Source organism: Amycolatopsis roodepoortensis (assembly GCF_024628825.1).
Lineage (GTDB): Bacteria > Actinomycetota > Actinomycetes > Mycobacteriales > Pseudonocardiaceae > Amycolatopsis > Amycolatopsis roodepoortensis.
Map to the genome: position 1 here is coordinate 8,511,901 of NZ_CP102415.1, position 19,230 is coordinate 8,531,130.

At 69.4% G+C, this 19,230-nt stretch carries 15 protein-coding genes; 8 read left to right on the forward strand and 7 right to left on the reverse strand.

Annotation, left to right across the window (positions count from 1 at the left end; all coding sequences use genetic code 11):
* Nucleotides 1–48: 48 nt before the first annotated feature.
* On the reverse strand, nucleotides 49–1,203 hold the full coding sequence (locus NQK81_RS40975; protein WP_257485783.1) for a branched-chain amino acid ABC transporter substrate-binding protein: 1,155 nt from the start codon (nucleotides 1,201–1,203) through the stop codon (nucleotides 49–51).
* Nucleotides 1,204–1,668: 465 nt separating this feature from the next.
* Here NQK81_RS40975 and NQK81_RS40980 point away from each other — a divergent pair, with 465 nt between their 5' ends.
* Nucleotides 1,669–2,481, forward strand: coding sequence for an alpha/beta hydrolase family protein (locus tag NQK81_RS40980; protein ID WP_257485784.1), 813 nt, complete (start codon nucleotides 1,669–1,671; stop codon nucleotides 2,479–2,481).
* Here the strand turns inward: NQK81_RS40980 and NQK81_RS40985 are convergent.
* Nucleotides 2,447–3,415, reverse strand: a complete 969-nt coding sequence (locus NQK81_RS40985; protein ID WP_257485785.1) for a LysR family transcriptional regulator — start codon at nucleotides 3,413–3,415, stop codon at nucleotides 2,447–2,449. The genes NQK81_RS40980 and NQK81_RS40985 overlap by 35 nt on opposite strands.
* 188 nt (nucleotides 3,416–3,603) lie before the next feature.
* Nucleotides 3,604–4,032, reverse strand: coding sequence for a PaaI family thioesterase (locus NQK81_RS40990; RefSeq protein ID WP_093933444.1), 429 nt, complete (start codon nucleotides 4,030–4,032; stop codon nucleotides 3,604–3,606).
* A 62-nt stretch (nucleotides 4,033–4,094) separates the two neighbouring features.
* Here NQK81_RS40990 and polA point away from each other — a divergent pair, with 62 nt between their 5' ends.
* From polA to NQK81_RS41025, 7 genes are all read left to right on the forward strand, one after another.
* Nucleotides 4,095–6,836: a DNA polymerase I gene (gene polA / locus NQK81_RS40995; protein ID WP_257485786.1), complete on the forward strand. Its 2,742-nt coding sequence runs from the start codon at nucleotides 4,095–4,097 to the stop codon at nucleotides 6,834–6,836.
* A 64-nt stretch (nucleotides 6,837–6,900) separates the two neighbouring features.
* Nucleotides 6,901–8,505, forward strand: a complete 1,605-nt coding sequence (locus tag NQK81_RS41000; RefSeq protein WP_257485787.1) for a S1 family peptidase — start codon at nucleotides 6,901–6,903, stop codon at nucleotides 8,503–8,505.
* Nucleotides 8,502–10,745, forward strand: coding sequence for a serine/threonine-protein kinase (locus NQK81_RS41005; protein WP_257485788.1), 2,244 nt, complete (start codon nucleotides 8,502–8,504; stop codon nucleotides 10,743–10,745). The genes NQK81_RS41000 and NQK81_RS41005 overlap by 4 nt, the downstream gene beginning before the upstream one ends.
* 10 nt (nucleotides 10,746–10,755) lie before the next feature.
* Nucleotides 10,756–12,168 (forward strand): vWA domain-containing protein, encoded by a 1,413-nt coding sequence (locus NQK81_RS41010; RefSeq protein ID WP_257485789.1) that lies wholly within the window; start codon nucleotides 10,756–10,758, stop codon nucleotides 12,166–12,168.
* Nucleotides 12,165–13,253 carry a GlnX family signal transduction membrane protein gene (locus tag NQK81_RS41015; protein WP_257485790.1) on the forward strand — a complete coding sequence of 363 codons (1,089 nt, stop codon included), beginning with the start codon at nucleotides 12,165–12,167 and terminating at the stop codon, nucleotides 13,251–13,253. The genes NQK81_RS41010 and NQK81_RS41015 overlap by 4 nt, the downstream gene beginning before the upstream one ends.
* The gene (locus tag NQK81_RS41020) at nucleotides 13,250–14,539 is read left to right on the forward strand and encodes an ABC transporter substrate-binding protein (protein ID WP_257485791.1); all 1,290 of its coding nucleotides are present in this window, start codon (nucleotides 13,250–13,252) and stop codon (nucleotides 14,537–14,539) included. The genes NQK81_RS41015 and NQK81_RS41020 overlap by 4 nt, the downstream gene beginning before the upstream one ends.
* Nucleotides 14,540–14,548: 9 nt before the next feature.
* Nucleotides 14,549–14,875, forward strand: a complete 327-nt coding sequence (locus NQK81_RS41025) for a CU044_2847 family protein (RefSeq protein ID WP_257485792.1) — start codon at nucleotides 14,549–14,551, stop codon at nucleotides 14,873–14,875.
* A gap of 110 nt (nucleotides 14,876–14,985) precedes the next feature.
* Here NQK81_RS41025 and NQK81_RS41030 read toward each other — a convergent pair whose 3' ends face one another.
* The 4 genes from NQK81_RS41030 to NQK81_RS41045 all read right to left on the reverse strand — a co-directional run bounded on the left by NQK81_RS41030 (nucleotide 14,986) and on the right by NQK81_RS41045 (nucleotide 19,209).
* Nucleotides 14,986–15,564 carry a TetR/AcrR family transcriptional regulator gene (locus NQK81_RS41030; RefSeq protein WP_034315955.1) on the reverse strand — a complete coding sequence of 193 codons (579 nt, stop codon included), beginning with the start codon at nucleotides 15,562–15,564 and terminating at the stop codon, nucleotides 14,986–14,988.
* Nucleotides 15,561–17,456 carry a YhgE/Pip domain-containing protein gene (locus tag NQK81_RS41035; protein ID WP_126734123.1) on the reverse strand — a complete coding sequence of 632 codons (1,896 nt, stop codon included), beginning with the start codon at nucleotides 17,454–17,456 and terminating at the stop codon, nucleotides 15,561–15,563. Before NQK81_RS41035 ends, NQK81_RS41030 begins: the two co-directional genes overlap by 4 nt.
* Nucleotides 17,453–18,142 carry an ATP-binding cassette domain-containing protein gene (locus NQK81_RS41040; RefSeq protein WP_257485793.1) on the reverse strand — a complete coding sequence of 230 codons (690 nt, stop codon included), beginning with the start codon at nucleotides 18,140–18,142 and terminating at the stop codon, nucleotides 17,453–17,455. Before NQK81_RS41040 ends, NQK81_RS41035 begins: the two co-directional genes overlap by 4 nt.
* Nucleotides 18,143–18,279: 137 nt before the next feature.
* Nucleotides 18,280–19,209, reverse strand: a complete 930-nt coding sequence (locus tag NQK81_RS41045) for a GNAT family N-acetyltransferase (protein WP_257485794.1) — start codon at nucleotides 19,207–19,209, stop codon at nucleotides 18,280–18,282.
* Nucleotides 19,210–19,230 lie beyond the last annotated feature (21 nt).

The following is a 19,230-nucleotide window of genomic DNA, read 5'->3' on the forward strand; positions in this document are numbered from 1 at the left end:
GTGATCGCACAGCGCCCCCGCTTCCGTTAGGTGTTCCTATCTGCTCCGTCAGCCGTTGAGCTTGGCTTCGGTCGAGACGCCGAGGTTCTTCAGGACACCACCGGTGACCTGGTAGATGTTGATCGCCTCCGTCGACGGTTCGCCGTTCTCCTTGAACTTGATCTGCTTCGAGGCACCCTTGAAGTCGATCGTCTTGAGGGCCTCGTTGATCTTCTCCGAGGTGTTGGCGCCGGACTTGACCGCGTTGATGATGGCGGTCGCGGCGTCGTAACCCTCGCTCGAGTAGATCGCCGGGTCCACGTTGAACGCGGCCTTGTACTTGGTGCTGAACTCGTCGGTGGAGCCGGCGTCCGGGATGTTGCACGGGCAGCCGACGACGGCCTTCTCGGCGGCCGCGGCACCGGCACCGCTGATCAGCTGGGCGTCGAGCGAACCGTCACCGGTCGCGAAGGTGGCGGTCACGCCGCCGTCACGCAGCTGCTTGAGCAGACGGCCACCCTGGGCGTAGTAGCCACCGAAGAGGATGATGTCCGGGTTCGCGGCCTTGACCTTCTGGACGGTCGAGGAGTAGTCCGACGCGTCCTTGGCGAACTTGTCGCGCTCGCTCGGGACGTTCTTCTCCTTCAAGGTCTTCTCGAAGTTGTCGGCCAGGCCGACGCTGTATTCCTGGTCGTCCGAGATGATGTAGGCCTTCTTGGGCGACTTCGCCGTGACGAGGAAGTTGGCGATCGCCGGTCCCTGGCTGGCGTCGCTCGCGACGACGCGGTGCCAGTACTTCCATCCGTTCGAGGAGAGGCCCGCGTTGGTCGCCGAAGGCGAGACACTCGGGATCTTGTTCTGTTCCAGCTGACCGCCGATGGCCTTCGACTCACCGGAGAAGGCCGGGCCGATCAGCGCGGTGATCTTGTCCTGGCCGACGGCGGTCGCGATCAGCGACGTCGCCTGCTCGGGCTTGCCCTGGCTGTCGTATTCCTTGAGCTCCAGCTTGATCGCCGGGTTCGTCTTGTTGTACTCGTCGATAGCGAGCTTGGCGCCGTTGCGGGGCGGGATCACGATCCCGGAGTTCTCACCGGTGAGGTCACCCATGAACCCGATCTTCAGCGTGCTGCTGTCACCGCTGCCGGACGAGCTGCTGCCGCCTGCACAGCCCGCCAGCGCCAGCGACGCAGCCGCCGCGACGGCGAAAACCCGTCCAAAACGCACTCCTGACACCGACTACCTCCCATGACCAACCAGCCGCCGGTAGGCGTTGCCCCCGACACAGGGGCTAGGTTAGGGCAGGAAGATATCCCCCTACGCCATGATCTGCCCAGACGCCCATCACTCTGTGTCCACATCGTGACGGTCGAAACCAGAACGAATTGCACGAAAAGGCGAATGTTGCCGGTTGGCGGGTCTTCGCTGGTCACGCTGGGGATTCACCGCTACCACGCCGATCATGCTCGTGGGTAATGATCATGTTTCGGCCGCGTATCTTCCGCTTTTTCAGCCCCTTCGTGGGCGGCCGTTCGTCGTAGCAATGCTGCCCCAAAGGGCGCCAACGGTGCCCCCGCTTCCCCGGTGCCATGACAACCGATGGTTGTCGTCGCGGTCCGAAAGGCTGTTGGATCTCGGCCCTGACCTCGCGATTAGCTGTTCCCAGAGCCGAAAACGAGGATCTGGGAGAACATGAAGATGAGCGTCGAAACGATCGAAGGCGTCGCCGCGGGAGTCCCGTTCGTGGCGGTGCCGCCGTCGGACCGGGCACGTCCGGCGCCGCTGGTGCTGACCTGGCATCTGCTGGGCGCGCCGTTCAGCGAGGCGGCCATGGCGGCGGCGCTGCCGATGCGGGGGCTGCACGCGTGGCGGGTGCACCTAGGGTTGCCGCTGACCGGTAAACGGTTCCCCGAGGGCGGTTTCGAGGGCTTCTTCCGGCTCGCGAGCGAGGACAACGTGCTCAACGTCGTCGAACCGCTGACCAAACAGGTCGAGGCGGAGTTCCCGGCCGCGGTGGCGGAACTGCGCTCCCGCCTGTCCATTGAGGACGGACCGGTCGGGCTGGTCGGCGGTTCGCAGGGCGGCGCGGTCGCGTTGCAGATGCTGACCCATCCGGAGATCGACGTGGCGGCGGCCGCGCTGGTGAACCCGGTGACCCAGCTGGCGCCGGTGATCGCGGCGAACGAGCGGGTCTACGACGTCACCTACCACTGGTCGGACCGGTCCCGCGCGGTCGCGAACGAGTACGACTACGTGCGGCGGGCGGACGAACTGACCGCGCCGGTGCTGCTCGTCATCGGCGAGGAGGACGACGTTTCGATCACCGAGCCTGCCGAGGCCCTGCACAAGGCGTTGGGGGAGGGGCGATCCGAGCTCGTCACGATCCCGGGGATGGCGCACGAATTCGCCGAGGCGCCCGGCCTCGAACCGGCTCCTCAGACGGCGCAGGCGAAGCTGGTCGACGCCGAGCTCACGCGCTGGTTCGCCCGGCACCTAGCTGTCTGAGGTCGTCGTCCGGCAGCCAGGATCGCGCGGGATCGTAGGTGCACCAACCTTCTTCGTGGCTGGTCCGGCCGGCGAGCGCCAGCAGGCGCCGCAGGGCCGGGCCTTCGCCGCGTCGCCACACCACCGACCACGGGAACAGCGGCGACGGCTCGAACGGAAGGACCCGCAGATTGAGGTCGGAGGCGAGGTCCATGTCGGCGCCGGCGAGCGTGACCCGCTGCTTCCCGTAGCGAGTCTGTTCCAGAGTGTGTCTGAGGTCGTAACTGACACCGGAGTCGTCGATCGGGACGTCGAATTCTTTGCATAGGCGTTGCAAATAAGAAAGCCATTCGACCGGGCCGCCCAATTGCGGAATCCAGATGCCCTCACTGCGGAGATCGGACAATTTCAGGACATCGTTGTTCGCGAGCGGGTGTTCCGGTGCGAGAAGGGCGACCAGTGGCTCCAGCCGGACAAGGCTGTGTTCGAGTTCCGCGGGCACTTCGCGGCCTAGGTCTGCGACGCGGCCGAACGCGAGGTCGATCTCGCCGCGGACCAGGGGGTCGAGGGCGTTGGCCAGCCCGCGTCCGGCGACGCGCTCGACCGCCAGCGCCGGGTCCCGCTGGGCGATGCGGCGCAGCATGTACATGGGGGACAGGCGCGGATCGATGACGTCGAGGCGGGGCGGGCGGTCCTGCAGGCCCATCGCGGCGACGGCGGCGTCGGCCGCACGGATCAGCTCGCGCGCGTGCGGGAGGAACCGGTCGCCGTCGGCGGTCAGCTCGACGGACCTGTTGGTGCGCCGGAAGAGCTGGACCGACAGGGTGTCCTCGAGCTTCCGGACGCGCTTCGACAGCGCCTGCTGGGTGAGGAACAGGGATTCTGCCGCGCGACCGAAATGGCCGTGGTCGGCGGTGGCGACGAACGCGCGCACCTGGGCCGTGTCGAGATCCACGTCCCTGAAGGTACGTGAAGGCCCCCTTCATGTACCTAGGCGCAAGGAAGGGGGCCTTCACGTACTTCAGGCGTCTCGTGCGCGGGATCGCGTTCCGCCGGCTCCGCGTGAAGGCCCCCTTCCCTCGGCTCAGCCGAGGAAACTCGACCTTCGTGCCGTGAAGGCCTCCTTCACGACCCTTCGAGAGCTCAAGCGCCCGGCGGCCGCTCCCGCACCACGCAGGTCAGCCGCGCCGTGCACGACCGTCGCCCCTGGTCATCGGTCAGGACGATCTCGGCGGTCACGGTCCCGCGTCCGACGTGCACCGGGGTCGCGACACCGGTCACCCGCCCGGAGCGGACCGCCCGGTGGTGCGTGCACGAGAGTTCGAGCCCCATCGTCGCCTTGTCGGTGCCGGCGTTGAGCGCGCAGACCATCGAACCGAGCGCCTCGGCGACCACGGCGTTCGCGCCGCCGTGGAGGAGACCGTAGGGCTGGAGGTTGCCCTCCACCGGGATGCTGCCCACGACGCGTTCGGGACCGAATTCGCTGATCTCGAGCCCGAGCTTGTCGTTGAGCTGCTGTCCGGCGTAGGCCGGGTCGATCCCGGCGAAGGATTCGAGGGCTTGTTCGGTCACGCAGAGCTCCTTAAACGACACGACAGGTAGGACTGTCAGACCCTCACCCTAGACTCGCTCCCGTGAGCCCGAGTGAGAACACGACCGTTGCCAACGCCACACCCGCCACCGCACAGGCCGAGCGGCCCAAACTGCTGCTGATCGACGGCCATTCGATGGCGTATCGCGCGTTCTTCGCGCTGCCCGCGGAGAACTTCAAGACGAAGACCGGGCAGACGACGAACGCGGTGTTCGGGTTCACCTCGATGCTCATCAACCTGCTGCGCGACGAGGCGCCGACCCACCTCGCGGTGGCGTTCGACCTCTCCCGCAAGACGTTCCGGTCGGAGACGTACGCGGAGTACAAGGCCAACCGCAGCACCACCCCGGACGAGTTCAAGGGCCAGGTCGGGCTGGTCGAGGACGTGCTGAAGGTCCTCGGCATCCCGGCGCTGACCAAGGAGAACTACGAAGCCGACGACATCATCGCCACGCTCACGACACAGGCGACCGCGGAAGGTTTCGACGTCCTCATCTGTACGGGTGACCGTGACGCGCTCCAGCTGGTGACCGACCAGGTCACCGTGCTGTACCCGAAGCGCGGCGTGTCGGAGATGACCCGGTTCACCCCGGAGGCGGTCGAGGAGAAGTACGGCCTCACGCCGGCGCAGTACCCGGACTTCGCCGCGCTGCGTGGCGACCCCTCGGACAACCTGCCCAGCATCCCGGGCGTCGGTGAGAAGACGGCCGCGAAGTGGATCAGGCAGTTCGGCTCCTTCAACGAGCTGGTCGACCGGGTCGACGAGGTCAAGGGCAAGGTCGGCGACGCGCTGCGCGAGCACCTCGGCGCGGTCATGCTGAACCGCCAGCTCACCGAGCTGATCCGCGACGTCGAGCTGGAGCTCGGCCCGACCATGCTCGAGCTGCGCCCGTGGGACCGCGAGGCCGTCCACGCGCTGTTCGACGAGCTGGAGTTCCGCGTGCTGAGGGACCGGCTCTTCGCCACCCTGCAGAGCGCCGAGCCCGAGGCCGAGGAGGGTTTCGAGGTCAGCGGTTCGAAGCTCGCGCCGGGCGCGCTCACGGAATGGCTGTCCGCGCACACCGGCCAGGACAAGCCGGTCGGCCTGGCGTTCCGCACCACCGGGGCGTCGGTCCGCTCCGACCTGAAGGCCATCACGTTCGCGGCCGCGGACGGCGAGGGCGCGTATGTCGACGTCACCGCGATGGACGCCGAGGACGACAAGGCGCTCACGGCCTGGCTCGCCGACGAGAAGATCCAGAAGATCGGCCACGAGCTCAAGGTCCCGCTGCACGCCGTCCGGGCGCGCGGCTGGACGTTCGCCGGGCTCGTCATGGACACCGCGCTCGCGGCGTACCTGGTCCGCCCGGGGCAGCGCACCTTCGAGCTCGACGACCTGGTCCTGCGGTACCTGCATCGTGAGCTGCGGTCCGAGGCCGACACCGGGGACGGGCAGCTTTCGCTGCTCGACGGTGGCGCCGAGGATCTGGAGCAGAAGGAGATCCAGGCCGAGCTGGTCAAGGCCCGTGCGGTCGCCGAGCTCGCGGGAGCACTGACCAAGGAGCTCGAAGAGCTGGGCGGCGCGCAGCTGCTCGCCGAGCTCGAACTGCCGCTGCTGCAGGTGATCACCGGTCTCGAAGCGTCGGGCATCGCGGTCGACATCGAGCATCTGACCAACCTGGAGGCGCACTACCTCGGCCGGGTGACGCAGGCCGCCGAGGAGGCGTACGCGGTCATCGGCAAGCAGGTCAACCTCGGTTCGCCGAAGCAGCTGCAGGTCATCCTGTTCGACGAGCTCGGCATGCCGAAGACCAAACGCACGAAGACCGGCTACACCACCGACGCCGAGGCGCTGCAGAGCCTGTTCGAGAAGACCGAGCACCCGTTCCTGCAGCATCTGCTGGAGCACCGGGACGCGACCAGGCTGCGCACCACGGTCGAGGGCCTGATCAAGTCGGTCGCCGACGACGGCCGCATCCACACCACACTGCTGCAGACGATCGCCGCCACCGGACGGCTCTCCTCGGTCGACCCGAACCTGCAGAACATCCCGATCCGCACCGAGGAAGGCCGCCGCATCCGTGACGCCTTCGTCGTCGGCGACGGATACGCCGAGCTGATGACGGCGGACTACAGCCAGATCGAAATGCGGATCATGGCGCACCTCTCGCAGGACGAAGGGCTGATCCAGGCCTTCAACAGCGGCGAGGACCTGCACACTTTCGTGGCGTCGCGCGCGTTCTCGCTGCCGCCGGAGGAGATCACGCCGGAACTGCGTTTCCGGGTGAAGGCGATGTCGTACGGCCTGGCGTACGGGCTTTCGGCGTACGGCCTTTCGCAGCAGCTGCGGATCTCGACCGAAGAGGCCAAGGAACAGATGGAGGCGTACTTCTCCCGTTTCGGCGGCGTGCGCGATTACCTCCATTCGGTCGTGGGCGACGCGGCGAAGGTCGGTTACACCGAGACGATCTTCGGCCGCCGCCGTTATCTGCCGGACCTCAACAGCGACAACCGGCAGCGCCGCGAGATGGCCGAGCGGATGGCGCTCAACGCCCCTATCCAGGGCAGCGCGGCCGACATCATCAAGGTCGCCATGCTCAACGTGCACAAGGCGCTGACCGAGGCGAAGCTGAAGAGCCGCGTGCTCCTGCAGGTCCACGACGAGCTCGTCCTCGAGGTCGCCGATGGCGAGCGCGAGCAGCTGGAAACGTTGGTGCGCCAGGGAATGGGCTCCGCCTACGAACTGGCGGTCCCGCTGGAGGTCTCGGTCGGATACGGCCGGTCGTGGAACGACGCCGCGCATTAGGCCTCGTGAGTGGTAATGACGGTTAGAGCCGTCATCACCACTCACGATCGGTAGGGTCGTTCGGGTGACTTCCGAGCGCAGACGCTGGCGGGTGCGGCTGCGCGATCACCGTGGGCGGATCCTGGGCGCCGGGACCATGCTCGACGGCGAACACCTCCTCACCTGCGCTCACGTGATCGAAGGCCACGACGACGTCGCCGTGGATTTCGTGGCGCTTCCCGGTGTGGAGCCCGGAATCGCCACGATCCTCGCGCAGGCCGCGCCCATCGGCGACGACGGCGGGGACATCGCGTTGCTCCGGTTGCGCGACCCCGCGGAACAGATCTCCGGCGCCCCGCTCCACCGGACGGCCCTCGAAGACGGCCAGCGGGTCCGCGCGTACGGCTTCCCGACCGGTTCGGACGGCATGTGGTCGCTGGCGACCGTCGTCGGCGACGGCGGGCACGGGCTCGAACGCGTCCAGCTGCACCGCACTCCGGACGCCGAGCCGATCACCCACGGCTTCAGCGGTTCGGCGGTGATCGCCGACAAGACCGGCCATGTCGTCGGCATGGTCGCGACCCGGTACGCGACCGAGGCCGCCCGCGTCTCGTGGATGATCCCGGTCGAGACCATGCTCGGGTATCTGCCCGCCCTGCGCCGCTGGGCCGAAGGCACCCCCGCGATCGACCCCAGCTTCGTGCGGTACCCGGAACCGCCCGCGATCGACCCGCGGTTCGCCCGCGAATTCGCCCGGTGGCTCGGCGGGCACGGCCGGGCGGACGTCCGGGTGATCATCATGGGCGCGGACGATTCCGCCGTCGCCGCCTCGTTGCGGCGCGCCGTCGTGCTCGCCGACCGCGAACGCGGCGCGGGCCGGAGCGTGACCGGCCCGACGGTCCCGCCGCTGGGCAGTGTCGTGCTCGCCGTCGACGCGGTCGGCAAGACCGCCGAAGAGGTCCGCCGCCGGATCTCCGACCGGCTCGACGTCGCCGCGGATTCGCCCGCCGGCCACCACGGGGCCGCCCGCACCGTCGTCGTCTACGGGATCGACGAGGCGGCCGAGCCCGACGCGCTCGTCGGTGAGGTGCTTGTGCCGCTCGCCCAGCGTGCGCACGAACTCGGGCTGCGGCTCGCGCTGGCCTTCCGCGAGGAGACCTCGCCAGGGGTGAGCGTGGTCCGGTCGAGCACGGACGTCCTGCCCGCCACCGAGGACGACACCGAGGGCCGCCTCGCCCTGCTGGAAACCCGGTTGGGTGAACTCGACAGTCTGGAGAAGGACAATCTGAGCGACGCGCCCCGCTTCTCGGACGCACCGCATGTCCATCCCAAGGCACGACGGCTGAGAGGCGCGTTGACACAACTGCGTTCGGCGGAGCAGGACGGCGACACCGATTGGGTGAAACGGCAGCTTCCGGTCTGCGAGCGAGCCGTGGCCAAGACCGTCGAGCGCGCCCGCGACCTCCGTCGCCTCCTCGACGAGAACCTCGCGCGGCGCGCGGAACTGCGCGCCCGGCTCGACGCGTACGGCGAGATGGCGCGTAACAGCGGCCTCGTCGAAGACGTCGAACTGGATGCCGCCTATGCACCCGCCTGGCGGATGCTCTTCGAAGGACCTTGTGACCTCGCGGCCGCGGCGGAGGCCGTCGAGCGATACGCGGACACCGTACGGAAACGGATCGACGGATGACGGCCTGCGGACGGGACGGCTGCCCGGGTGTACTCGGCAAGACCGGCTTCTGCAAGATCTGCGGACTGCCGCCAGGGGCGCCGGAAGAGCCCGCGCCGCGGGAGAAACCGACCCTGGTGATCCCCGGCCCCGGCGAGGCGCCGACCAGGATCACCAGCACGGTGGTCACCCGTTCCCAGCAGATCGCGGGCCACGCGAGCGCGGACGACCGGGTCCCGCTGCCGGTCGTCGAACTCCCGGACGTCGCGGGCCGTCTGCTCACCGAGCCGCATGTCCCGGAGGAGGAACGGTTCTGCGGCAAGCACGGATGCACGGCCACCCCGGTCGGCCGCTCGATCGGCGGCGGGCCCGCGCCCACCGAGGGGTTCTGCCCGGTCTGCCGGACGCCGTTCTCCTTCGCGCCCAAGCTCGCGGCAGGTGACGTGGTCGACGGCCGGTACCACGTGCTCGGCTGTGTCGCGCGCGGTGGACTCGGCTTCGTCTACCTGGCGACGGATTCCGGCCTCGGCGACCGGTACGTCGCGCTCAAGGGCCTCATCAACACGAACAACACCGCCGCCGTCCGGATCGCGGAGACCGAAAGCCAGGTGCTCACCGCGCTGGACCACCCGAACGTCGTCAGGATCCTCGACGTGGTCGAACACGAGGGCCTCCGCTACATCGTCATGGAGTTCGTCGACGGGCTTTCCCTGCGGGAGGTCAAGAACCGCGGCCGGGCCGGGCTGGACTCCAGTGAAGGACGGCTGCTCGTCGAGCACGTCGTGGCGTACGGCCGCGAGATCCTGACCGCGCTCGACTACCTGCACGGCGAAGGCCTGCTGTACTGCGACATGAAGCCGGACAACGTGATCCACGGCGAGAAGCGGATCAAGCTCATCGATTTCGGCGCGATCCGCAAGATCACCGACGACGAGAGCCCGATCGTCGGCACCGAGCACTATCAGGTGACCCCGGCGGAACGGGTGAAACACGGGCTCACCGTCCGGTCCGACATCCACACCGTCGGCGTGACGCTGCGGGAGCTCTTCCAGGCCAGCGACGGCTGGTCGGTCACCACCGACGCGCGGGGTGTCCGGTTCGGCATCGAATCGTTCCTCCGGGTCCTCGATCGCGCGACCGCCCCGTTCGAGCAACGGTTCGCGACCGCGCGCGAGATGCTGGTCCAGCTCGACGGTGTGCTGAGCGAAATCCTTTCCTTGCGGGACAAGCAATCCCGGCCCGCCGGCTCGACGTTGTTCGCCGAAGGGGCGGTCCTGCTCGACGCGGGGCTCGGGCAGGCGCCGCCGTTGGAGCACTGGACGCGCGGGACACCCGTCTCGCTCGGCGCGCGTCCGAGCGCCGCGGAGATCGCCGTCGGGCTCCCCGTGCCGCGCGAGGATCCGGACGACCCGCAGGCGAGCTTCCTGCGCGCCGTCCGGGCGCCCGATGCCGCGCGGCTGCTGAAGAAGCTCGACAAGGTACCGGGTTCGGTCGAGGTCGAGTTCCGCCGCTGCCGGGCACATCTGGAGCTCGGGGCGACCGTCGAAGGCGCTCTGGCGGTGGCTGAGGCCGAACGGCTGCTCGGCGAGCGCGCCGCCCATGACTGGCGAGTGGCGTGGCACCGCGGCCTGCTCGCGCTCGGCGCCGGCGATTTCGCGGCGGCGAAGGAGAAGTTCACCGCCGTGTACCGCGACATCCCCGGCGAGGAGCCGCCGAAACTCGCGCTCGGGCTCTGCGAGGAGCACCTCAACGGCGCGGCCGCCGCCGAGCGGTACTACGACGCACTGTGGGTGCGGGACCGGTCGCAGGTCAGCGCGGCGTTCGGGCTCGCGCGGGTCCGGCTGCTGCGTGGCAACCGCGCCGCCGCCGTCGAAATCCTCGACCAGGTCCCGGAATTCTCGCGCTACGACGAGGCGGCGCGGATCGCCGGGGTGCGGGTGCTGTCCGCGCCGATGCCGGGGACGGGGGATCTCCCGGCGTCGGCCGAACTCGACGACGCCGTGGTCCGGCTGACCGCTCTGGACCTCGACGGCGATTCCTTCGACAGGCTGGTGACCGCCGTGCGCGAGACCGGGCTGGCCGCCGTGCTCCTCGGGCAGGACGGGATCACCGAAGGCGAGATCCTGCGCGCGGGCGAGACGGGCGCCCGCACGGTGCTGGACAAGTCGTACCGGCGGCTCGCCCACCACGCGCCGACGGCGGAAGCGCACGACGTGCTGATCGATCTCGCCAATTCCGTGAGACCGGTGACCTTGGTGTGAAAGGGGCGAAATGAGGGAGCCGAGTCTGGGCCTCGAAGTGCACCAGAACAAGTTCCTTGCCGAGGGCGACCGGACGATGACTGCGATCGTCCGGGTCGTCTCCCGCGGCGGCGAGGCGGCCGTGTCCAGGACGGCCGCCGAAGTCCTGATGATCGACTGCTCCAGTTCGATGCGCTTCCCCAGCACCAAGATCGGCGAGGCCCGGCGGGCGGCAGCGGCGGCCATCGACGTCCTGCCCGACGGCGTGCGGTTCGCCGTCATCCAGGGCACCGACCGCGCGAAGATGATCTACCCGGCCGAAGACGGCCTGGTGACCGCCTCCGCGGCGACCCGGGCGGAGGCGCGCGCCGCCGTCGGACACCTCGCGGCCGTCGGCGGCACCGCGATGGGTGCCTGGCTCGCCAAGGCACGTGACCTCTTCGACCTCGTGCCCGACGCCGTCCGCCACGCGATCCTGCTCACCGACGGCCGCAACGATTCGCAGACCAGGGCCGACCTGATGAGCGTGCTGAACGCCTGTGAGGGCCGGTTCGTCTGCGACGCCAGGGGGATCGGTGACGGGTGGGAGCCCGCCGAACTCACCCTGATCGGCCGGGTGCTGCGCGGGAACGTCGACTCGGTCGTCGAGGACGACAAGCTCGCCGAGGATTTCCGGCAGCTGGTCGAGAGCGCGATGACGAAGGTGCTGCCCGAGGTCCGCCTGCGCGTCGGCACCATGCCGTTCAGCAGGCTGCGGTCGGTCAAGCAGGTGTTCCCGGACGAGTACGACCTCACCGACCGGTGCCAGGAGGTCGGTGTCCGCGAGCAGGAGCTGTCGCTCGGTTCGTTCGCGAGCGACGAGACGCGGGATTACCAGCTGATCCTGGATCTCGATCCGGATCTCGAACCCAGCCACGGGCAGGATCGTCAGCTGGCGTGGACGGAACTCGTTCCGGTGCCGGGAGCCACGGTCGAGGAGGACGCGCTGGCCATCGCGGGGCGGTGGACCCACGACCCGATCCCGCCGACGCTGATTCACCCGATGGTCTCGAAATACGCTGCCCAGGCCGATCTCGGCGAGGCGCTGACCTCCGGCGGCGACGCCTATGCGGCGGGCGACCAGGCCGGGGCCGAGCGGGCCTGGGGCCGGGCGGTCGCCTTGGCCACGGCCGCGGGCGACGAAGAAACGCTCAGCCGTCTCTCGGGGGTCGTGGAGATCGTCGACGCCGAGAACGGGGTCGTGCGCCTGCGGCCGGACGCGACGCGCAGCCACGCGTTGCACGTCGTCATCCCGTCGAGGGTTTCGGAAATCGCGCTTCCGCAGGAAGATCGGCCGATGCCCGGAGGAGCACCACTCACCTGTCCCGTCTGCCCCGCGCTTTCGCCCGCCGGGGCGAACTTCTGCGTCGGCTGCGGAAGACCGTTCGGCGAGGCGGTTTCGTGACGGCCACCCGGGTGCGGCTGGTCCGGCTCCGGACCGCCCTGCTGGCGCTCACCCTCGCGGTACTGGTGGTGTCGCTGTGGGCGTTCCAGAACGTCCAGAACACGGCGGAGACCGTCCGCGACCGCACCGCGCACGCGGTACTCGAAGTGACCGCCGCGCGGGCCGCGCTGGTGGCCGCCGACGCCGCGGCGATCGCGAGTTTCGCCTCCGGCGAGGCGAAACTCGCCGGACCGGGGCAGGAGTACTCGAATCAGCTGGCGCTGGCGAGCCAGAGCCTCGCGAGGGTCGCGGAGTTCAACCAGGCGGGTGAAGAAGGCGGTAACGCGCTGCAGGTGATCGAAAGCCAGGTCGCGGCCTACTCGGGCTCCATCGGGCAGGCCGACGTGCACTTCCGTCAGCCGGACGCCGCCGTCCTCGGTGCCGTCGACCTCTGGCACGCCTCACGGTTGCTGCACGCTCCGGGCGGTGTCCTGGAGGAGCTGGACCTGTTGCAGGGCAGGCAACGCGAGGCACTGAACCGGCAGCTGACGTCCACCGGGATGAGCCTCGCGATGCTCCCGCTGTGGCTTCTGCCGGTGCTCGCGCTCTTGGTGCTGCTGGTCTTCACCCAGCTGTACCTGAGGAAACGGTTCCGCCGCGTGGCGAACGTCCCGCTGCTCGCGGCGACCGTGCTGATCGCCGCCATCGGCGTCGCCCTGGTGTTCACCCTGGTCAGCCGTGACCGGCTCGACTCGGTCGGGGAGCGGCTCGACGGTGTCGCCGCCGCTCGGGCCGCGCAGATCAAGGCGGCCGACGAAGACGGCCAGCGACGGCTCGCCGAGCTGCTGGCCGGATACTGCGACGAGGAGCAGGGATGCGGTGTGACCGTCGACGGTTTCCGGGAGCGGGCACGGCAGGCCTCCGCGCCGGCGACCGACAACACCCGGGTCGCCACGGCGGGCGCGAAGGCGGTGGCGGCCGACGCCTCCGCCGCGGCCGAATCCGGCGGGCGGGAATTCCTGATCCCGGCGGGCACCCTGCTCGCGGGCGCGCTCGTCCTGCTCGGCTTGCACGCCAGGATCGACGAATACCGGTACCGCCCGTGAAACGCCTGCTGGCCGTGGTGATGGCGCTGTCGCTGCTCGCGGGCGGCTGTTCGGCGTCGGCGGAAGACGGGCCCGTCGTCGTCCTCGCGTCCTGGACCGGGGAGGAGGAGAAGGCGTTCCGCCAGGTGCTCGACGCGTTCAAGGCCGACACCGGGATCGACTACCTCTACGAGGGCACGCGGGCCGTCGACCAGGTGCTCGCTTCGGACGTCCAGCGTGGCACGCCGCCGGACGTGGCCGTGCTGCCCAACGCCGGGGTGCTGGCGAAGTACCAGAAGTCGGGCGACCTGCTGCCGCTCGACCAAGACCTCTCCGCCGCCGTGACCCGGTCCTTCAGCCAGCAATGGGTCACGCTGCAGCAGATCGGCACCGAGAGGTTGTACGCGGTCGCGGTGAAGGCCGACCTCAAGAGCCTGATCTGGTACGACCCGGCGCGGATGACCGGGATCCGGCCCACGACGTTCGCCGGCCTCCGCGAGTACTCCGCCGGGCTGGTGGCCGCCGGCGGTACGCCCTGGTGCGTCGGGATGGGTGCCCCGCCAACCTCGGGCTGGCCGGGAACCGACTGGATCGAGGACATCCTGTTGCACTCGGCGGGCCCCGGCAAGTACCGGCAGTGGGCGTCCGGCGGCCTCGAATGGAGGTCGCCGGAGGTCAAACAGGCCTGGCTGGACTGGGGTTCCCTGCTCGAGCCCAGCGCGATCCGCGGCGGGACCGCGGCCGCCCTGCTGACCGACTTCGGCGACGCGGGCAAGCCGATGTTCGCCGATCCGCCCGGATGCGCGCTGGAACACCAGGCGTCGTTCATCATGAGCCGGTACCAGAATTTCCAGCGGCCCGATGGCACGTTCCCCAAGCCCGGCACCGATTTCGACTTCCTCGCCTTCCCGGGACGGGACGTCTCCGAGGTCGCCGCCGACCTCGCCGGGATGTTCCAGGGGACGCCCGGGGCGCGGAAGCTGATGGAATTCCTCGCCTCGGAAAAGGCGCAGCGGATCTGGCCGTCGATTCCCCGCGCGAACGCCTTCTCCGCCAACGGAAAACTCGGCCTCGACGTCTACCCGGACCCGGTGAGCCGGAAGGTAGCGGAGACGATCACCACGGCGTCCGCGCTGTGCTTCGACGCCTCGGACCTGATGCCCGCGACGATGACCGGCGCGTTCCACCGTGCCGTCCTGGAGTACCTGAGCAACCGGGACCGCCTCGACATCCTGCTGAAACAGCTCGACGACGTCCGGGAGAGCATCCAGTCCGGCGAATGGTTGAAAATCCATTGTGGACAGTGAGGAGCATCGGTGAACGACCTGGCGCGGTTCCCCCTCGAAGGCGGCGGTTCGGTGGTCGTCGAGATCGACCCGGTCCCCGGGACCTCCCGGGTCTCCCGGCGTGACGACGTGGTCGAGGACGCCAAGGGGTCCTTCGAAGCGGCGCTCGTGAACGTCAAGGACGCGGCGGTGGCGGCGTTGGACACCTTCCGGTCGATGACCAGGGGGCCGGACGAGGTCGAGCTCAAGTTCGGCGTCAAGCTGACCGCGCAGGCGGGCGCGGTCATCGCGAAAACGGGCCTGGAGGGCAACTTCGAGGTCAAGCTGAAGTGGGCCCGAAACACCGAAGACGCGTGATCGAAGCCGTAACTCGCGTGATCAGACTCGTAACTCGCGTGATTGAAGCCGTAACTCGCGAGTTACGAGTCCAAGCACGCGAGTTACGGCTCTGATCACGTGAGTTACGGCTAGCGGCCGAGGCCCCGGATCAGCACCATCACCGATTCCCGCACGTCGGCCCGCGTCCGCTTCGGCTGGAACACCTGCCAGTCGAGGGCGACCACCAGCATCGTGCCGAACAACCCGGCCGCCGCCGTCGGGATCTGGACGCCGTCGGGCAGCCGCCCGGCGGCGTCCAGCCGGTGGAGCTGTTCGCGCACGATCGAGATGATCTCCTCGCGCAGCAACGTCAGCGTTTCGTGCCAGGTGCCGGGCGTGCGCCACATCTCGCTCACCAGGATCTGCGAGAAACCGGGGTATTCGGCGATGAACTCCAGCGCACCGTCCACTTGCGACTCGATGACGTCCATCGGGTCGCCGTCGCCGGTGGCCGCGCGCAGCCGGTCCGCGAGCACGCCGACGCCGTAGCGCAGCAGCGCGTCGACAAGACCGTCCTTGCTGCCGAAGTTGTAGTAGACGGTGCCCTTCGCGACCTTCGCCTCGGCCGCGATGTCGTCCACCGTCAGGCCGACGAGGCCGCGGCTGGCGGACAGCCGCAGGGTCGCCTCGAACAGCTTCTGCTTCGTCGCCTCACCCCGTGGACTCACAACGCGAGCTCGGGTTTCAGCGCCGAAACCGTCCACGTGCGCCGTTTCCGCGCCGCCAGCGTCGAGACCAGGATCCCGCCGACGAGATACGCGACCAGGACGCCGATGTCACCGAGGATCTCCATCGAGGCGCCACTGTAGAGCAGGTGCCGGAACCCGTCGATCGCGTAACCCATCGGCAGCACGATGTGCAACGGGTACAACGCGTCCGGGATGGTCTGCCACGGGAACGTGCCGCCCGCGCTGACCAGTTGCAGCACCAGCAGCACCAGGCCCAGGAACTTACCGACGGCGCCGAAGAACGCGTTGAGCGCGTGCACCACGGACGTGAAGGTCAGCGACACCAGCACCGCGAACCCGATCGCGCCGAGCGGATGCGCGACGTCGATGCCGACCAGCCAGGTCACCGCGCCGAACAGCACGATCACCTGCGCGATCCCGAGCAGCGCCGAGGACAGCCAGCCGCCGAGCGCGACCTTGAACGGCGACGCGCCGGCGGTCAGGGCGCGGGTCGAGAGCGGGCGCAGCAACAGGAACAGCACGAACGCGCCGATCCAGGTCGCGAGCGAGATGAAGAACGGGGCGAGACCGGCGCCGTAGGTCCCGGCCGAGGCGACACCGGAGGAGTTGACCGCCACCGGGTCGGCGATGGTGTTGGCGGTCGCCGCGCGGGTCGGGTCGTCCGGGTTCGGGATCTCCTTGAGCCCGGCGGCGAGCCCGTCGCGCAGCTGCACCGAACCGTCGGCGAGCTGGTTCGTGCCGGTGAGCGCGGACTTCTCGCCGTCGTTGAGCTTCGCGGCGCCGTCACGGATCTGGTTCGACGCGTCGGCGGCCTGCGCGATGCCGCTGGTGAGCTGCGGGGTGGCCGAGGCCAGCTGGTGCGCGCCGTCGGACACCTGCCGGGCACCGGACGCGAGCTGGGCGAGCTGGCTGTTCGCGCCCTGGATCTTCGTGTTCGCCTGGTCGACCGGTGACCGCAGCGTGTCGAGGCGGCTCAGGATCTCCTGCACCTTCGCCTCGGGGACTTCGGCGGCGCGCAGGTCCTGCGCGAGCTGGGTGCGGTAACCGTCGAGTTTGGCTTGGATGTCCCCGGACGCCGTCGCCGCGAGCGAGGCGGCGTCGGAGACCTTCTGGTTGCCGTCGGCGACCTGACCGGCGCCGTCGGCGAGCTTCTGCGTCTGCGCGGGGAGCTGGGCGGTACTGGATTTCAGGGTGCCGAGCCCGGTCGCCAGCTGGGAGCTGCCGGAGGCGAGCTGGGAGGCGCCGTCCGCCAGTTGCTGCTGCCCGGTCTTGAGCTTGCCCGCGCCGTCGGCGAGCTGTGAAGCACCCGTCGACGCCTCCTGGATCTTGCCGTAGATCGTGGAGAAACCGACCAGGAACTTGTCCGCCGCCTCGCTGCCGACCTTCTCCGCGATCGTCTTGCGGACCTGTTCGGCCACCTGTTTCGCGATGGTCCCGGATAGGTAGTTGTTCGCGTCGTTGGTGGTCAGCGTGATCGTCGCCTGCTGGGGCTGGAAGTTGCCCGAGGACAGCAGCGCGGTGGAGAAGTCGCGCGGGATGCCGATCGCGAACGAGTACTTGTCGTCGCGGACGCCCTTCGCCGCCTCCTCCGGCGAGACCTCGTGCCACTGGAAGGTGCCGGACTTGACCAGTTCGTCGGTGACCTCGCGGCCGACGTTGCGTTCCGCGCCGGCCGAGTCCTTCGCGCCGGTGTCGGCGGTGAAGACGGCGGCGGGCAGCTTGTCCAGACGCGAGTACGGGTCGTAGTTCGCGTAGAGGTAGAAGGACGCGTAGAGCAGCGGCACCAGGACGAGCGCGGCCATGGCGAGCTTCGGCAGGGTGCCGCTGCTCAGCCGGCGCAGCTCGTTGGCGGCGATCCGGACGGGGTTCATTCCTGGTCTCCTGAAGTCTTTTCGATCTCCGCGGTTTCGGCAGGCTCGGGCTCGACGGGCGCGCAGCGCACGGGGTCGGGCTGATCGAGGGCGCCGCAGAGGGCGGGTTTCTCCGGCAGGGCCGAAACCGGGGTGGTGGCGGTGAGCACGATGACGGCGAGGCCGCGCTCGGCGTGTTCGCGGGCGAGCTTCGCCCAGCTGTCGACGTCGCTGGTGTGCCGGTCCGGGGTGTCGAGCACGAGGACGCCGACCCCCTTGCGGTCCGCGGCGAGGGCCGTGAGCAGCCGCGTGCGCGTCACCGGTTCGAGGTTTTCGAAGCGGGTGGTGGCGTAAGCGGCGGCGTCGTGCTCGGCCAGCCAGCTCGCGACGGCGGCCTTGTTCGCCGGGCGCTTCGCCAGTTCGAGTTCCTCACCGACGACGACCTGCAGCGACAACGCGCCGTCCGGCTCGCTCACGCCGGGGGCGTCGACGATCGCCACGACCTTCCGCGGATCGCCGCCCTCGACGGTCACCGTCCCGGTGGCGGGCTTCAGCCTGCCTGCCAGCGCCAGTCCGAAGGCGGTGACGCCGACCCCTGGCTCGCCGTGCACGATCGCCAGCTCACCGCCCGAAACGGTGAGCGAGGTAGGCGACAGCAACGTGCCGTGGGGTCCGGTCACGGACACCCTGTCGGCTTGAACCCGCACGAAGAACTCCCAGGTCGGTGACTCGCGGAACTTGAACTGACTGGTCAGTTCAAAAGTTAGCCCTGACCTGGGAGGGATACAACCGTGGGGGGCTCATGTCACACGCAAGAGTGACGAAACCACCGCAAACCGGACAGCTAACGCAGGGCCGAAGCCGGATGGACCTCCCAGGACGTCCACAGTGGACGATAACCCTGGCGGTGCCAGAACACCGAAGAAAGCGGGTTGGTCGGGTTGTAGTAGAGGTACGTGCCGTCCGCGCCGCCCGCGGCGAACTCCTCGTGCACCGCCGCCATCAGTGTGCGGCCGAGACCGCTCCCGCGCAGGGCGGGCACGGTGACCACGTTGTTGACGTAACCCCAGCGGCCGTGGGGGAGGAGCTCGGCCTCGGCCGAACCCGGCGACGAGGTGATCCAGGCGCCGTGCGCGAACGCGGCGATGCGGGCGTCCCGTTCGGCCAGCCACAGCAGCGGCCGGTCCTTGTCGAGGGCGAGCTCCAGCGCCGGGGCGAGCAGTTCGGCGGCGTTCGGGCGGTACCGGGTGGCGACCTGACCGATGTAGTCGTGCGTCGACACGGCCAGCGCGAGCAGGGTGTCGAAGTCTGCGTGCCGGGCGCGGCGGACGGTCACACCGTCGGCGCCCGGATCGCCGCGACGGCGCCCGGTGCGCACGGCGAGCGCGGACATCGGCACCAGCCCGTGGTCGAGGAAGGCGCGGATCGCCTCCGCGTCGCGGCTCGGCCAGTTGATCACGCAGGCCGAGTCCTCGCCGGGGGTTTCGGCGTCCATCCGCGTCCGCCACGCGCGCAGCAGCACGTCCATGCCCTCGGTGCCGGTGTCGCCGACGAACGGGAACAGCTGCCGGGCGTCGGCGGCCGACCAGAGCAGGGTGACGTCGTCCGGGCCGTGCAGCTGACGTTGCACCACGCCGGTGACCTGGACACCCGCCGCCGTGGCGGCGTCCACACGCTCGCCGCCGACCGGGGGCGACGCGGCCTCGGGCAGGAGCCGGTCGATCGCCGCGAACCGGGCGCGGTGCGCGTCGAGCAACGTCTTCTCGATTTCCATCCCGTCCGTCCCCCGGATCGA

What these genes read in the sequence shown, in the direction of transcription:
- NQK81_RS40980 (WP_257485784.1), top strand. Translation starts at nt 1,669, where the DNA reads ATGAAGATGAGCGTCGAAACGATCGAAGGCGTCGCCGCGGGAGTCCCG.
- NQK81_RS41005 (WP_257485788.1), top strand. Translation starts at nt 8,502, where the DNA reads ATGACGGCCTGCGGACGGGACGGCTGCCCGGGTGTACTCGGCAAGACC.
- NQK81_RS41010 (WP_257485789.1), top strand. Translation starts at nt 10,756, where the DNA reads ATGAGGGAGCCGAGTCTGGGCCTCGAAGTGCACCAGAACAAGTTCCTT.
- NQK81_RS41035 (WP_126734123.1), bottom strand. Translation starts at nt 17,456, where the DNA reads ATGAACCCCGTCCGGATCGCCGCCAACGAGCTGCGCCGGCTGAGCAGC.
- NQK81_RS41045 (WP_257485794.1), bottom strand. Translation starts at nt 19,209, where the DNA reads ATGGAAATCGAGAAGACGTTGCTCGACGCGCACCGCGCCCGGTTCGCG.